Origin of the sequence: Thermovirga sp., assembly GCF_017656375.1 — a bacterium.
Classification (GTDB): domain Bacteria; phylum Synergistota; class Synergistia; order Synergistales; family Thermovirgaceae; genus Thermovirga.
In genome coordinates this window covers 147,162-163,238 of record NZ_JACDOB010000002.1, presented here as the reverse complement: position 1 = coordinate 163,238, position 16,077 = coordinate 147,162, and the positions used below count along the sequence as shown (strand labels likewise).

Annotated in this window: 13 protein-coding genes and 2 tRNA genes; 13 read left to right on the top strand and 2 right to left on the bottom strand. The window is 39.7% G+C overall.

All coding sequences use genetic code 11. The features are described from left to right. The first annotated feature begins 397 nt into the window (after window positions 1–397). From H0Z23_RS02240 to H0Z23_RS02225, 5 genes are all read left to right on the top strand, one after another. On the top strand, window positions 398–1,915 hold the full coding sequence (locus H0Z23_RS02240; RefSeq protein WP_296867327.1) for an SIR2 family protein: 1,518 nt from the start codon (window positions 398–400) through the stop codon (window positions 1,913–1,915). Next, the gene (locus H0Z23_RS02235; protein WP_296867326.1) at window positions 1,899–4,019 is read left to right on the top strand and encodes an ATP-binding protein; all 2,121 of its coding nucleotides are present in this window, start codon (window positions 1,899–1,901) and stop codon (window positions 4,017–4,019) included. Before H0Z23_RS02240 ends, H0Z23_RS02235 begins: the two co-directional genes overlap by 17 nt. 270 nt (window positions 4,020–4,289) lie before the next feature. After that, window positions 4,290–4,472: a type I restriction endonuclease gene (locus H0Z23_RS09010; protein ID WP_366928865.1), complete on the top strand. Its 183-nt coding sequence runs from the start codon at window positions 4,290–4,292 to the stop codon at window positions 4,470–4,472. 305 nt (window positions 4,473–4,777) lie between these two features. Then, window positions 4,778–5,188 (top strand): adenosylmethionine decarboxylase, encoded by a 411-nt coding sequence (gene speD, locus H0Z23_RS02230; protein ID WP_296867325.1) that lies wholly within the window; start codon window positions 4,778–4,780, stop codon window positions 5,186–5,188. A gap of 21 nt (window positions 5,189–5,209) precedes the next feature. Continuing rightward, complete coding sequence (locus H0Z23_RS02225; protein WP_296867324.1) at window positions 5,210–6,382, top strand: RtcB family protein; 1,173 nt, start codon at window positions 5,210–5,212, stop codon at window positions 6,380–6,382. Between the two features lie 64 nt (window positions 6,383–6,446). Here the strand turns inward: H0Z23_RS02225 and H0Z23_RS02220 are convergent. Together H0Z23_RS02220 and H0Z23_RS02215 are read right to left on the bottom strand one after the other, a co-directional pair. Next, window positions 6,447–6,522, bottom strand: a tRNA-Glu gene (locus H0Z23_RS02220). A 10-nt stretch (window positions 6,523–6,532) separates the two neighbouring features. Further along, window positions 6,533–6,607 (bottom strand) — tRNA-Gln (locus H0Z23_RS02215). Between the two features lie 216 nt (window positions 6,608–6,823). Here H0Z23_RS02215 and H0Z23_RS02210 point away from each other — a divergent pair. From H0Z23_RS02210 to csaB, 8 genes are read left to right on the top strand one after another with little or no spacing between them, the layout of a single operon-like run. Next, entirely contained in the window at window positions 6,824–8,089 is a 1,266-nt protein-coding gene (locus H0Z23_RS02210) for a class II fructose-bisphosphate aldolase (RefSeq protein WP_296867323.1), read from the top strand. Between the two features lie 38 nt (window positions 8,090–8,127). Further along, window positions 8,128–9,852 (top strand): ribonuclease J, encoded by a 1,725-nt coding sequence (locus tag H0Z23_RS02205; RefSeq protein ID WP_296867322.1) that lies wholly within the window; start codon window positions 8,128–8,130, stop codon window positions 9,850–9,852. Between the two features lie 36 nt (window positions 9,853–9,888). Then, window positions 9,889–11,505 carry a Na/Pi cotransporter family protein gene (locus tag H0Z23_RS02200; protein ID WP_296867321.1) on the top strand — a complete coding sequence of 539 codons (1,617 nt, stop codon included), beginning with the start codon at window positions 9,889–9,891 and terminating at the stop codon, window positions 11,503–11,505. A gap of 5 nt (window positions 11,506–11,510) precedes the next feature. Next, window positions 11,511–12,314: an undecaprenyl-diphosphate phosphatase gene (locus tag H0Z23_RS02195; RefSeq protein ID WP_296867320.1), complete on the top strand. Its 804-nt coding sequence runs from the start codon at window positions 11,511–11,513 to the stop codon at window positions 12,312–12,314. 6 nt (window positions 12,315–12,320) lie between these two features. Next, a complete protein-coding gene (locus H0Z23_RS02190) occupies window positions 12,321–12,563 on the top strand; it encodes a DUF4321 domain-containing protein (protein ID WP_296867319.1) in 243 nt (80 codons plus the stop codon). Continuing rightward, entirely contained in the window at window positions 12,548–13,159 is a 612-nt protein-coding gene (locus H0Z23_RS02185) for a nucleoside triphosphate pyrophosphatase (RefSeq protein ID WP_296867318.1), read from the top strand. Before H0Z23_RS02190 ends, H0Z23_RS02185 begins: the two co-directional genes overlap by 16 nt. Further along, a complete protein-coding gene (locus H0Z23_RS02180; protein WP_296867317.1) occupies window positions 13,156–15,060 on the top strand; it encodes a DUF5693 family protein in 1,905 nt (634 codons plus the stop codon). Before H0Z23_RS02185 ends, H0Z23_RS02180 begins: the two co-directional genes overlap by 4 nt. Then, window positions 15,057–16,076, top strand: coding sequence for a polysaccharide pyruvyl transferase CsaB (gene csaB, locus H0Z23_RS02175; RefSeq protein WP_296867316.1), 1,020 nt, complete (start codon window positions 15,057–15,059; stop codon window positions 16,074–16,076). Before H0Z23_RS02180 ends, csaB begins: the two co-directional genes overlap by 4 nt. Window position 16,077: the final 1 nt, after the last annotated feature.

The following is a 16,077-nucleotide window of genomic DNA, read 5'->3' as shown; positions in this document are numbered from 1 at the left end:
TGAGCTAATAAGCTATTACCAGAGACCTGGACAAGTTTACACAAAATATGGGACTTGATATGAAAACAATTTAGACTATATACTATAAAAATCTAGGCATCTTATTCATATTTCATTGATTATTCAAACGCACTTTAAGTTTATAGCTCGATTAAGTAGGAGGTGCTCAAGCATATATCCCCCATCCCAAATAAAGAAATTAGGCTGCCTGTGTTATCCTTAAAATTTATTTGATAAAATTAAAGCTTGGTGTAAACTTGTTTTTATGAAAATCAAGTATGACCAACAAAAACACGCACATTAGAGAAAATAAGGGATACTTTATCTCCTGAACTAATGAGCGGAGGAATGAGGGAGGAAAAAAGTAATTTTGAATTTATAGAAAAGGAGAATAATCATGGAAAGAATGGAGTTCAGTAAGCCAAATATTTTGTTCATTTCAAATGAACAAATAGATATTGAAACTGATGAATATAAAAAAAATAATGAATATAATAGACAAAAAATTAGAGAAAAAGTTGAACCATGGCTTACGGCATTATTTCAGAGCGAGCATTTGTCTTTGCTTATAGGAAGTGGATTGTCGGTTGCGCTAACTGGCGGCGGTTCAATGATGAAAAGAATAGAGTTTGAAGGCAATTATAAAGAAAAGATTAAGAATAAAGCGGATGAAGAGGCTAAAAATTTGGGCAGAGGCGAAGCTAATTTTGAAGATGATTTAAGGGTTGCTATTGAGCTTTTAAAAGGGTATAAAATTATTGATTACACCAAAAAAGAAAAAGAATTAAAAAAAGAAATTAATGATAAATTACAACAGCTTATCGATTTAATTATAAAATATGAACATCACTTTCTAGAATTACAAAAACTAGAATTACAAAAAAATGAAAGGGAAATATATGAAAAAATCAAAAATTTAAAAGATAAATTAAAAGTGAGTAATGATGCAGAAAAAACGAAAGTTATAGAAGACATAAAAGAAACAGTTAAAAAATTCTGTAATAAATACCCATTTATATGTGATGGATTTATATGTGATGATAAGAAAAAAAATGATTTAAATGATTTGATAGATAAACTTCTATTTTTATTTTTGAATCATTTATTGTTATTGGAACGATTCCTACTAAGTTTTTCAACTAGAACCGCAACCAGAGATAGGTTGAATATCTTTACTACAAATTATGATAGGTTTATTGAATATGGATTAGACGAGGCGGGTATTCTCACATTAGATAGGTTCATTGGGAAACTCAAACCTATTATGCGGTTTCATCGAATAGATCTTGATTATCACTACAACCCACCAGGAATCAGGGGTGAGCCAAGATATGTAGAAGGTGTTGTAAAATTAACAAAATTGCATGGTTCTATTGATTGGAAATTTGAGGATGATCAAATTGTTAAAATACCTTTGCCATTTGGCGAAAATGTTAATGAGGATTTCTTCGCTAATCCCTTTGATAGAGTTGTCATATACCCCAATTCTGCCAAAGCCTTAGAAACAACATTTTTCCCATATTCAGAACTTTTTCGAGATTTTTCGACAGCTATTTGCCGTCCAAATTCTGTACTGGTAACTTATGGTTATGGTTTTGGAGATTCTCATATCAACAGGATAATATTAGATATGCTAACCATACCTTCAACACACCTGGTTATTATTTCCTATGATTTAGCGAATGGTAGAATTGAGAATTTTATAAAACAATGTAATGAGGCCCAGCTAACTTTGTTGATAGGGAATGAATTAGGAAATTTTGAAAACTTAACCAGTTATTATTTGCCCAAACCAGCAATTGATAGAATTACAGACAGACAAGCAAGGTTATTAGAAAAAAGAAAAATTATGATGCAAACTGATTCTCAGGATAAAAATTCACTAAAAGGAGGAACCAATGAATCAGAATTTTGACAATATAAGGCACAGGTCAATAGGCACTGTTGAATTTGTTTCTCCCAAAGAAATAAAGGTAATTCTTGAAACTGATGCTCCGCTAAGTACTTCCTTGAATACTGGTGTGCCACAGTTATTTCCAAGGGTCAATGGTATATTACTTGTTCCGAATGAAGCTGGTGCTTTAATAGGTATAATTACATGGATAGGCATTGAGTATTCACCTTATCCCAAAAGAAAAGGATATAAAGACTTTGATTTAGTTGATCTGCCTTTTCCGCTCAGAAAACTTTCCCTTTCTCCATTAGGAATATTAAAAGAAAAAGATGGTAAATATGAAATAGAGAGGGGTGTGTATAGTTATCCATCAGTAGGGGATATTGTAATTGTTCCAAGTCAGGAACAATTGAAAGCTATTGTTCAAAACAAGGATGAAAATGCACGAATTAAAATTGGTGTCTCACCAATGGCTGCTAATGCAGCAGTATTTGTTGATCCCGATAAATTATTTGGAAGACATCTGGCCATACTTGGAAATACGGGAAGTGGTAAATCCTGTTCTGTGGCTGGCCTTATCAGGTGGTCAATAGAATCAGCGAAAAATGAAAGTGCAAACAATGAATCGGTTAATGCTCGTTTTATTATATTTGATCCCAACGGAGAATATGGAACCTGTTTTAAAGAACTTGGGAATGTAAAAAGTTATGAGGTAAAAATTAGAGAAGAAGGAGAGGCTCAACAACTAAAAGTACCTTCTTGGATGTGGAATAGCTGGGAGTGGGCTTCAATTGCTCAGGCAAGTGCAAGGACGCAAAGACCTATATTGCGAAGAGCATTAAGGGAAATTAAGAATTCTCAAAATGTAGACATAGAGAAGGATAATAAAATTTATTATTTACGCAGATATTATTCAAGTTGTTTGATCGAAATAAAAAGTGATTTAAACAAAGGAGTAACTGCCTTCAAAGGCAAGCCAGGAAAAAATGATTTTGGGAAAAAATTAAAGAGTATAATCAATGACATATCTAAAGATATAGAAAATATTTTAGATGATGAAATAAAGATGGAATTTAATAATGTAAAAAATAAATTAAAGGGGATAGAGCTGAATCATTATAAAACATTTACTAACGAGAATAATGAAACTATTGAATACTATGAAGATTTTGAAAAAAATGATATTGAGGAAGTAATTAAAAATTTAAGCAATCTTTTAGAGCCACTTGGTGGAATTTTGATTTATGAAGGTCCGGATGAGGACTCCCCCGTGTTTTTCAAGAATGAAGATTTCTTAGCCCATATAGAACGATTAGCACAACAAGCCAACCAACAACAGTATCTTGATTTCTTTTTAATGCGAGTAAGAAGTTTATTTACTGACAAAAGAATAGCCTCGGTAATAAATACAGAAACATCTAGCGAAATTAAGTTTGAAAAATGGTTAGAAGAATATATTGGTAGCAATGATAACCATCCTTCAATAACTATTGTTGATCTTTCGCTATTGCCATCAGAGATACTTTATTTGGTTGTCTCAGTAATGGCTCGTATTATTTTTGAGGCACATCATCGTTATAAAAAACAAACTGGACAAACCTTGCCAACAGTTTTAGTTGTAGACGAAGCACATAATTTAATTAAAAGGTATGAAACAGAAGATGATAATATTTCTGGTCAAAGATTATGCACACAGATTTTTGAAAAAATTGCCAAAGAAGGGAGAAAATTTGGTGTTGGTTTGGTCTTAGCATCACAAAGACCTTCAGAACTGTCACAAACGGTTTTATCGCAGTGTAATACTTTTTTATTACATAGAATTGTCAGCGATCGGGATCAGGAAATGGTGAAAAAATTAGTTCCAGACACAATGGGAGGAATCCTTAACGAACTCCCGGTTTTACCTTCTCGAAAAGCTATTTTGTTAGGTTGGGTAACACCTCTTCCCGTATTAGTTGAAATGAATGAGTTGTCAGAAGAACAAAGACCTAAATCAAAAGATCCTGAATTCTGGAATGTATGGATAAATAAGGAAGAAAGGAATATAGACTGGGGACCTATAGTCTATGATTGGCAACAATTAAAAGAATCTAATGAAAGGGAAAACAGCAATGACACACCCTAACCTCAACGAATCTTCCATTGAAACCTTTGCTCTGTAACTATTACAACCCCTTAGCTGGGATTATATGTTTGGGTCGGATATTGCTCCAGATTCAGGAAACAACCGTTCAAAAATCGCAAATCGTAAATCTTGTGTAAATCTTGTGAAGATGTTGTGTTATTTGGTGTACTTGAGAATAGTCTAAAAAATATAAACCCTCTAATACCTGAAAATGCCATAAATGATGCTATTAGAATAGTTTCCACTGTACCTACGTAATCCCCTTTTAATATCAAAAATGAAGCCTTTCATAGACTGCTTACAGAAGGAGTAAGAGTAACATACAGAAAAGATGGTGAAGAAAAAAGGGATATAGTGAAATTAATCGATTTTGGTAATCCTGAGGATAATGATTTTCTTGCCTGTTTTTTGCAAGATAGAAACCTTCTTTTTACTACAAAAACTTCTGATTGATCTTTCAAGCTGTCTCAGCATGTTCCTGGGTTGTTTTGCGTCGTCCTATCAAGACAAAATAAGCTCTTCCTCAACCAGAGTTTCAAGCAAATTTGTGCAAAATATTGAACTTGATCTTAAACCATAGACCTAGCAGCGGCTTTCTGGTTTTTACGTAATTGTATGTCCCTGCGCAGGTAAGAACCTATCCTAATATATTTCCAAAACACATTGGTTAGGATGTATAATGTAAAAATAAAAGCAACAAGCTGATTCAACTGAAGGAGCACAATTTCAGCACTAAGGAAAAGAAAGGAGCGATTATATTGAACCCAAGAGGAGTTCATTTCATAGTTGAAGCCTCAGGCTGTTCTCCTGTTATAGGGGAAGTGGATAAGATGCAAGAAATTCTTGTTGAATCTGGAAGAAGAGCCAATGCTCAAATATGGGCTGTTTCTTTTCATCGTTTCCCCCCAAATGGTGTAAGTGGAGTAGTGGTTATAAGTGAATCCCACTTGTCCGTTCATACTTGGCCAGAAGTAGGATATGTGGCATTGGATATATATACTTGTGGTTCAGAAAGCCTTCCAGAGAAAGCTGTGGATTACGTTCTTGAAATGGTGGAAGCTAAACATACACATGTCACAGAAATAACGAGAGGTTTGGAAGATAATGGAGATCATGAATTTTACCACTCGCTTGTAACATGGGAAGAAGTTTTGGAAAAAGATAAATAAAAAAGATTGTTGTGTTTAATCATGGTAGAAGTGCTTATTCATGCCAAAAAAGTTGACGAAATGACATTGAAGCAGATAGAAAACATTAGCCACCACCCCGTAGTAAAGGGTCTGGTGGCTATTATGCCTGATTGCCATGCTGGGGCTGGTTGTGTCATAGGCTTTACTGGAAGGTTTGAAGGTGGAGTCATACCCAATGTGGTTGGAGTAGATATAGGATGCGGTGTCTCAGCTGTATGCCTTGAGGGGCTTAAAAGAGATGATATAAACTTTGGGGACCTGGACAGGTATATACGGGCAAAGATCCCCCTCGGAATGAAACACCATAAAGACAAAAATGCCCTTGCCGTTATCCGGAAAACCTACCCTAATATGTATGAAGAAATGATGGACCTGTCTGAACAAGCAGAAGCTGGTTTTTATGGCCGCAAGGTGGGAAGGAAAACCAAAATTCCCCCGTGGTCCCAGTATGGAACCTTGGGAGGGGGCAACCACTTTATAGAAATAGACCAGGACCCACAGGCAGGGGATCTGTACCTGATAGTGCACACAGGAAGCAGGCATTTTGGGTACGATGTGGCCAACTTCTTTCAAAGAGAAGCCAAAAACCTCTGTAAAAAGAGGGCAGAACCTTTGCCCTCTGGCTTGGAGTATCTGCCAATGGATAAAGGCGGAGAGGTTTACATGAAATGGCTTGTTGTGGCGCAAAGATACGCTGAGCTCAATCGTTTGGCTATTTTAGCGATCATCCTGAAATATTGGGGCAAATCGTTAAAAATAGAAAGCGTGATTCAAAGCGTTCACAATTACATAAGCCAAAGAGATGGAATAGTCAGGAAAGGGGCCATTTCAGCCCACAAAGGTGAGAAAGTCATCATTCCCCTCAACATGGCAGAGGGAGTCGTGCTCGGAGTTGGCAGGGGCAACGAATTATTTAATTACTCCGCACCCCATGGTGCAGGGAGGGCTCATGGCCGGAGAGAGATGAAAAGGATGCTCGAGAAGGGACAAATAACTTTAGAGACTTTTAGAAAGAGCATGGAAGGAGTTTTTTCTACTTCGATATGCAAAGACACAATAGATGAGGCTCCAATGGCGTACAAAAGCTGGGAAGATATACAAGATGAGCTGAAAGAAACTGTTGAGATAGAAAAAATACTTAAGCCCGCCTACAACCTCAAAGCTCCTGAATAAGATTTAGAGCCTGACAAATACAGTTAAAAAGCGGTGTCCCAATGAGGGACACCGCTTGCTTTCATGGTAGCCCCAACGGGATTCGAACCCGTGTTGCAGGACTGAGAACCCTGAGTCCTAGACCACTAGACGATGGGGCCACTTATTAATTGGCTGGGGGACAGGGACTCGAACCCCGACTTCTTGATCCAGAGTCAAGCGTCCTGCCGATTAGACGATCCCCCAACTTCTACCGGCAGTGGCAACGTACTACCACGGCGCCGGTTATATTATCATGGCTTTGCTCTTAATGCAAGTCCATTTTGATGTATAAATTTGATGCATAAAAAATAAAATCCCTTAGATCTTGTGAAATCTGATTTTTTAACATGCCCTGATATACTTTTCATGTTATAAAATATTAGGTTTAGTGTGAATAATAATGTTCCGGAGGTGTTGACAATGAAAATCGAATCTGCAGGATATAAAGAACTATTAAACAAAAGGCCATTGAACGTCCAGGCAATATACGGAAATGAACCAGTAGCTTTGGTCAGTGGCAGAGATATAGCCGATGCCGCTAAACAAAAAGGAGCCATAGTTCTTGCTGCTAATGTCAGGAACCCTTTAACCATAAAGGGGGTACTTAAGGCTGCCAAGAAGAAACGGGCTGCTGTGTTGCTAGAGCTGGCCAAGTCTGAAGCTACCTATTGTGGGTGCACTTTTGACAATGTCCCCGATTTTGCAGTCCGTTATTCCGCTGAATTGGGACATGGTGTGGTTTTTGGCCTGCATGTTGACCACTATGGAATAAAGTCGAAGGGCGACTTACTGGAGGCTGTTACGAATTTGTGTAGCATTGTTTCAAAGGGATGGACATCTGTCGCAATTGATGCTTCTCATAACCCTGATTGGGAGAACTTTTGCTATACAAGAGATATAGCCATGTCTGTTCCAGCGTACTTAGGACTTGAGGTAGAGGTTGGCGAAATTAAGGGACCAGGAGAGCTGACTACTGTAGAGGAAGCCCTTTTCTTCATAGGTGGGCTTAATGCTTGGGGAATATTCCCAGATTATCTTGCCATATCAAATGGGAGCAAACACGGGACTTACGACACAAGCAAGGGTGAAAAAGAAGGTATAGATCTTGAAAGGACAAAAGAAGTGGCAGATGCAATATCTAAATTCGGAGTTTCTATAGCTCAACATGGTATCTCTGGAACACCCTTAGATAAAGTGTCGTTATTTCCAAAATTCGGCATAAATAAAGGCAATGTTGGGACGTTATGGCAGAATATAGTCTTTGGCCTAATGATGGATCCAGAAACAGGCAACGCCATAACTGAAAATGGCGAATTTGTAAAGGACCCCAAAAGAGGCATACCTCAAGACTTATGGATGGAAATTGTAAAATGGGCTGATTCTCAAGGCTTTTCTCGTAAGGACGGTAACTATAAGAAAGCTAACAAACCTTTCCACGATGCGATCATGTCTTTGCCGGAGCAGATCAAAGAGGCCATTGTGGAAGAAACTGCAGAGTGGGCTGAGAGGTTTATAGATTGCTTCAATTGTGAGGGAACGGCGGACCTGGTTATGGAACTTGTATCGAAGAGAGAGAGTCATAATTGCGCTCCATGCAGAGAAATTTTAACTAAGCGTAGTGATTACACGCAGGCTAAGGTTCCTAACAGGAAGAAGCTGAATCAGGGTAAAGATTATTCTGATTAGGGCCCTTAGCTTAGCGAGTTAGGGTCGGAGGTGAATTAATGGCAAAAAGAATCGGCAAAAGCCGAAAAAGACATGGCAAAATAAAGGATGGAGAGTTGCTTTTCGTGCCATTGGGGGGGCTTGGCCAAATAGGTCGTAACATGTTTGCCCTGGAATATGGGGACGAAATGATAGTAGTTGATTGTGGTTTGATGTTTCCAGATGAGGAAATGTTAGGGATAGATTTTGTGATCCCTGACGCATCTTATTTGTTGGAACGTAAAGATAAAATAAAAGGTCTTATTTTGACCCATGGACATGAAGATCACATAGGTGCCTTACCTTTTATCCTTCCGCAGCTTGATGTCCCTGTATATGGGACAAAGTTGACTTTAGGAATGGTAGCCAACAAATTTTTGGACGCTGCTCCTGATTACCCCTTGCAGATGAAGGAATTTGAGGCCGGGGACGTGTTCAAGCTAGGAAATAATTTCACTATTAAGACTATTTCTGTATGTCACTCCATACCTGATGGTGTAGGTCTCGCTATAGATACCCCTATAGGAACTGTCGTGCACACAGGAGATTTTAAGCTAGATCCTACCCCTGTTGATGGAAAGGTTACAGACTATGCGGCCTTTGCTGAGTTCGGCAGAAAAGGGGTATTGTTGATGCTATCCGACTCCACAAATGTTGAAAGGAGCGGTTTTACTCCTTCAGAACGAGTGATTGGAGGAACCTTGGAACGGTTATTTCGCCAGTATAGGAACAAACGAATAGTAATAGCAGCTTTTGCTAGTAACCTGCACAGAGCCCAACTTGTTTTTAATGCTGCTGCTGCCTTCAACAGAAAAGTTGCCCTTGTAGGCCGAAGTATGATCCAAAACGTGAAACTTGCAAGAGAACTGGGTTATATTACGGCAGATGATAACCTGTTCGTGAAAGCTGAGGATATAGAAAAGATGCCAGCAAAAAAAATAGTGGTCTTTACCACAGGAAGTCAAGGCGAGCCGTTTTCTGGTTTAGTCCTAATGAGTAAAGGAGAACATAGGCATATAACCTTGGATTCTAAAGATGTGGTAGCTGTATTTGCTTCTCCTATACCGGGGAATGAAAAGTTGGTTAGCAAGACTATTAATCAATTGTTTTCCTGTGGGTGTGATGTAGTTTACGACAAGGATCAGCAAGTGCATGTGTCTGGACACGCATCAAGAGAAGAATTGAAAATGATGCTCAGCCTGGTTAAACCTAAATATTTCGTTCCTGTTCACGGTGAATATAGGCATTTGGTGAGACATGCCAATGTTGCTCAGGAAATGGGGATACCAAAAAGGAATATTTTTTTGATGCAAAATGGCGATCTTTTAAGGCTAAACATGCATAAAGCTAGCCTTAAAAGATTTGCGGCCCCTGCAGAAGGTGTGCTCGTAGATGGCATGGCTATAGGGGAAATGCAGGGCAGTTTGTTAAAAGAAAGAAAAGACCTTTCAGAGGAAGGGTTAATGGTGATTTCGATAGTGCTTGACTCTAAAGGGCGTCTTATGACGGAACCTGTTATAGAGACTATGGGATTTATTCACATCAAAGATGCTGTAGTCCTAAGAGAAGAAATCTTGAAGGTTGTAAGAATATCTCTTGAGAGGGCACGGGGTAAAAGACAGGGTGACAAGGATTACTTGACATCTATCTTGAAGAGTCGCATAAGGGAATCGCTCAAAAAACTTGGTGTGGCTGCGAGGTCTTCCCCTGTAATAATGCCGTTGATTTCTTTTGTGGAAAGATGATAAAAACCTAAATTTTACAGCCAGGAGGAGATAACTTTGTCTACTAGCGTCATCTTCAACTTAATTGGTGGTTTAGGGCTTTTCCTTTATGGTATTAAGATTATGGGCGAGGCGCTACAAGATCTGGCTGGGGATAAAATGCGCAAGTTAATAGCCGCTTTAACCAGCACTCCTTTTAAAGGTGTTTTAGTTGGAACGCTAGTTACTATGCTGATTCAAAGCAGTAGTGCTACAACTGTAATGGCTACCAGCTTCGTTCATGCGGGGCTTATGACCCTTAAGCAGGCTATAGGTGTCATAATGGGAGCAGCAATAGGTACCACAATAACGGCCCAGATAATAGCCTTCAAAATTTCAGCTTTTGCCTTGCCTGTTATAGGCGTAGGAATGGTCTTCGCTGTTTTCGGTAGAACAAAAAAGCAGAAATATGTAGGAAATGGTATAGTAGGCTTCGGTTTGCTGTTTGTTGGAATGCATACTATGGAGCATGCCATGTATTTCTTAAGAGATCAGCAAGGTTTGTTTTTGGCATTTTCCCATAATCCTCTTTTAGGGGTATTGGCTGGTACTGCTCTCACTATGGTGGTTCAATCAAGTTCGGCTACAGTAGGTTTAACCATGGCTATGGCTTCCCAAGGGCTTCTCCCATTAGAAGCTGCTATCCCTATTCTTTTTGGTGATAATATAGGGACTACCATAACAGCAGTGTTAGCCTCTTTGGGATTAAATAGGTCAGCCAAGCAGGCTGCTTTTGCTCATGTTTTCTTCAAAATAATTGGTGTTGTCATCTTTTTGACCATATTACCTTTCTTTATCAGAATTGTAATGATGACCTCCCATGATATATCAAGACAGATAGCAAATGCTCATACAATGTTTAACGTAATAAATACTATGATCTTCTTGCCTTTCACAGGTTTGTTTGAGAAATTTGTAAAAAAGGTTGTACCAGACATCGGTGAAGCTGTCCAGATGGGACCCCGTTTTTTGGACCGCAACCTTATAACTGCTTCTCCTATTGCTGCAGTTGAGGCGGTAAGAAAGGAAATGGTAAGGTTAGGCCTACTAGTGAAAGATATGTTGAGGGATGTCAATAGAGCGTTTATGGAAGAGGATACCAAAGTGATAAGCCAGGTCCTTCAAACGGAAAGATGTGTCAATGAGCTTACAAGGGAGATAACTGTTTATGCTACAGAACTTATGCAAGAGCCTTTACCTCCAGTACAATCCAAGTCTTTATCTTTCTACGTAAATGGAGTAGGTGACCTTGAGCGTATAGGAGACCATGGGGAGAACTTGATAGAACTGTTCGAATATAAAGTAGAAAACGGCGTTGTTTTTTCGGATCAGGCAAAGGAAGAATTCAAAGATATGGTTAAAATGGTCATAGATGCTGTGTCATTATCTATTGAAACTTTGGAAAATGTGGATTTGGGCAAAGTTGAAAAAGTGCTGTGGCTGGAAGTTGAAATAGACAAGATGGAAAGAAATTTAAGGAAACGCCACATAGAAAGGTTAAACAAGGGTATATGCCAGCCTTCTGCGGCAGTTGTGTTCATAGATATACTTAGCAACCTTGAAAGAATTGGTGACCATGCTCACAATATTGCGTTATTGGTCAAGGACATCGAGCAGGCTAGGAACGAGGAATAAAAAATATGATTAAGACGCTTTTTTTGGGAATCTTGCAGGGATTAACTGAGTTTTTGCCTGTATCGAGTTCTGGCCATCTGGTTTTGGCTCAAACTCTTTTGGGTTTTTCTGAGCCACCTTTACCCTTTGATATATTGCTCCATATTGCGACCATGTTAGCAACGGTATGTTTCTTTTATAAATCTATTTTAGAGGCTTTGAGGGAGTGGTTTTTAGGTTTTATAAGAGCAGACCTTAGAAGTTCATGGGGTTGGAAAACGGGATGGGCAGTTATAGTGGGGAATGTGGCCACTTTTGTTATAGCCATTTTGATAAAAGGAAAAGTAGCCTATATGTTTCAGTCCCCGTTATTGGTGGGAATGTCGCTAATTATGACAGGTGGTATTTTGTGGTACGGTTCAGGCAAAAAGGGGACGGCTACTAAGCCTGATTTAAAGTCTGGTTGGGTAGTCGGTTTGGCTCAGGGGATAGCAGTAATACCTGGAATTTCCAGGTCCGGGATAACGATTGTAACTGCTTTGGCAAGAGGGTTTTCGTTAGAGGAAGCTTTTAGGTTCTCTTTTTTGCTTTCTTTGCCGGCAATAAGTGGCGCTGCGGTATTGGAGCTTTTAGAAGCGGGCACTATCGATAATTTTACTTCATCTCTTCCGAGTGATTGGTTATTGGGCGTGGTTAGTTCCTTTGCGTGTGGCCTTTTTGCCCTGAAAATTCTCAAAAAAGTAGTTTTGTTTGGCAAATGGCGATGGTTTGCGGTTTATTGTTTTATTGTTGGAGTGATGGCGCTTCTTGTTGGAATGAAAGGAGTTTGATGTTTTATGGCGAACAACCGTTCTGGTCGTTGGTGTATTTTTGTAATATTTGTTATTTTGGGGACTTTTTTGGGTGTTTTCTTGAGCAGGTTCGATATGCTTGCTAAATACTTCAAAAATGTCGTAGATGTAGGATTTGATACTGGGTCGTTAGACTTGTTGTTTATGAATTTAAGGTTGGCCTGTTCCTTCAAAATAAATTTAGGCACTTTTGTAGGAGCGTTGGTAGGTATATGGTTTTTGAGATGACAAAGGATCTCCATGTGGTTTTAGCTTCAGCGTCACCGAGAAGGAAAGAGCTTTTGCAGGGGCTGGGCTGGAATTTTAGTGTGGTTCCTTCCAATGTACCGGAAGATTTTCCTCAAGGTGCAGATCCGGAAGAAGGAGCTATTCAAATTGCCAGAAGAAAAGCCGAGGATATAGCGAGAATATATCCTAAATCTTTGGTTATTGCAGCTGATACAGTGGTCGTTCTTGGCGAAAAGATTTTTGGCAAGCCCAAAAATCAGGAGGAAGCATATTTTATGTTAAGGACCCTTGCAAACAAACAGCATGATGTTATAACAGCCATTGCTTTATCTTACAGAAATGAATGTATAACCGATGCTGAGAAGACGAAAGTTTGGTTTAGGTCTCTGATGAGGGAGGACATTGAAGCTTATGTCAGTTTAGGGGAGTGTTTTGATAAAGCAGGGGCATATGGAATACAAGGTAGAGGGGCTTTGTTAATTGAGAAAATAGAAGGTTGTTTCTATAACGTGATGGGTTTGCCTTTATTTAGGTTGAGTAAGATGCTTGAAAGGTTGGGGATCCCTCTCAATGTGCAATGGGGGTTGAATAGATGAGTAAGAAAATTTCTGCGTTCGCTGCACTACTATTGTTGGCTGTTTTAGCTTCAATACCAGGGTTGAGTAATCGCTGGCAAGTTGAAGAAACTTACAACTCGGTAGGTTTTGTTTTGGAAGCGCAAGATCTTATTAATATGGGGTATGAATCAGGAAGGGATTTTTTGCAGGTGGCAGAGGAGCTAAGGGAAAGGGGACTTTCTGCCATTGCAGTAAATGAGCTTACAGGTGAAGAGTTGATGCAGGGGGTTGCTCCATACAAATATGGTGTGGCATCAGATTTTTTGCCTAAGGTTGATTACCCTAAGGCTTCGCAAGCAGCATTGATGCTAGATAGCGACGTAAGCGAAGAAGTATCAAGAGCGGTTTTAGAGTATTCATTTAAGAAATATCCAAATGTAGAAGTTTTGCACACATCAAAAGGAATAGTAGTGGTTTTCCCCTTCAATGAGGCTTTTGCCTTTGATGCTGGCATAATGCCTGACTTTTACTCTCTGTTATTAGCCCAAAGGACAAGTTTGCCCATAGTTTACAGGCCTGGTTCTGCTCCAGGTGTGGAAACGCAAAACGTTGCTTTGGCATTGGATTGGATTTTATCTAATTTCCCTGGTATAAAGGCTATTGCTCCTGGTGGATTAGTTGTGGCAGGATTTCCTGATGTAAGCAAAATCGGTGCCATTCTTAAGAAACATTCAATCCCAGTAGCTGATATAGAGTTTTCAAAACAGTTAGGGGCAAGTCAGCTGGAAAGAGCGGTTTTCCCCATGGTCTTGCCATTGCACAGTGTGACCAAAGAAGAGATTGTGAGCCGAAGGTTGTCCAGAGATGTTCTTTTAGAGAGGTTTGCAAGGGCTGCTAAAGAACGTTCTGTGAGGTTGTTGTATCTTCGTTCTCCTGAGTTTCTATCCTCCTCCAGGTTGGATAGCACAATCATGGAAATGGGAGCTTTGAAAGCTAGGTTGGAGGGATTGGGAATAACCACAGAGTGGCCTCTTACTTATCCTTTGGTAAAAACTCATTGGTTGTCTTACTTTGCGCTGGCCCTTGTAGTATACCTTTTGGTGTGGAGGGCTTCTCTCAGGTTTTTGACGGAGAAATCGACTTTGAGCAAAAAGGTGGCTTTTGGGGTCTTGCTTTTAGCTTTAGCTTCTGTTTTCCCGATAAGTAAGATTGGGTTTATCTTTAGAGTATATGGTGCCATTGCTGCGGCTTTTGGGGCTTTTGAGGGGGCTTGGTTAGCTTTAGAGAAAGACGATAAGCCTGTCATTAGGATACTTAGTGGGTTTTTAGTTGTCTTAGCAGTAGGGCTTGTGATAGCAGCAGTTTTTGGAAATACCTGGTACATGCTGAGGATGAGCACTTTTTCGGGAGTGAAACTTACTTTACTCGTTCCTCCTGTTTTGCTCTTGATTTTGGACCTAAAAAGAAGAATTCATCCTGAATCTTTGGAAGAAGTTATGTCCAGGCCACCCCTTTGGGGCGAGATAGTGCTTTTTGTCTTCTTGGTTGCAGCAGCAGGGATTTTGCTTATAAGAAGTGGCAACGTTTCTCTGGTTCCAGGTTGGGAGAAAGCAACCAGAGATTTGCTAGAAAGATTGCTTATAGCAAGGCCTAGGACGAAGGAACTTATGATTGGGTATCCGTGCCTTGTGGTGTGGTATTACACGGTTCGTTGCAAGCTTTGGCCTAGGTACAGGGAGGTATTCCGTCTTGGAGCCGTTTTGGCCTTTGCTTCCATGGTAAATAGTTTCTGTCATTTCCACACTCATTTGTCCTTTACCTTATTGAGAGTTTTTAATGGGTTGTGGACAGGGCTCCTTTTAGGATTATTGATGGTGGCAATTATAAAATATGTGATTATTCCTGCATGGAACCGCTGGGGGCATTTGTTGGTAGAATGAGCAGGAGATTTAAAGTTGCGTTGTGCGGATATTACGGTTTTGGCAATTTAGGTGATGAGCTTCTTGCTGAAGCCTTAATAAAGTTGTTGGAAGAGGAAGGAATCTCGAAAGAGGAGATGGTCCTTCTTTCTTCTTTACCTGGCGTTTCCGAAAGGAAATTTGCAGTAAAGTCGGTAAAAAGGGATAACCTTATAGCGTTATGGAATATCTTGAAACAAGCGGAGAGTTTGTTGTTGGGAGGCGGAGGATTATTTCAGGACGTAACTAGCTTTCGTTCATGCTTCTACTATTGGGGTGTAGTCAGAATTGCAGAGTTGGCAGGTTGTAAGATTTGGGCTTTTGGTAACTCTATAGGTCCCCTAAGGAGAAGTATTTCTAAGTATCTTACAGCAGATGCATATAAAAAATGCAATTTTATAGCAGTAAGAGATCAAAAGGCCTTAAAATGGATAGAGGGGAGAGGTTTAAAGGGCTGCTTGGCCCCAGATCCAGTTCTATACTTATGGGAAGATTCTACACCTTCTTGCCTTGAGGCTAGAAACCATATTTTAGTGAATTTTAGGCCCTGGGGCGGTGCCCTAGAAAGGCGAGGTGCCGAAGCGGTGGAGCGCTTTGCGCGGAAGAAGAAGCTAAATATAACTGGGGTTGCTCTCTCTGAGGAAGATGTAGATTGTATGAATTGCTTGAGTAAGGAAGGTGTTATTGACATCAAGGAGATAAAAACCGTTACTACATTAGAAGAGGCTATAGGTGTAATGAAGTGCGGGAGGGCAGCAGTTGGGATGCGTCTTCATTTTTGTGTGTTGTCATTGATGGCAGGTTTGGCTCCCACTGCAATCCCGTATGACCCCAAGGTGAGGGAATTTGCTAAAGAATGGGGACTTCCCGTTTGGGAGCCGGAAAATGTATTAAAAGTTGTACCTCGTGAAAGTGATACAATAGGGAACAAATTGGCGGTAGCCAAGAAAGAAATAAAGACTGCGATGAAACGGGCAGTAAACGAAATTATAAGGTGAT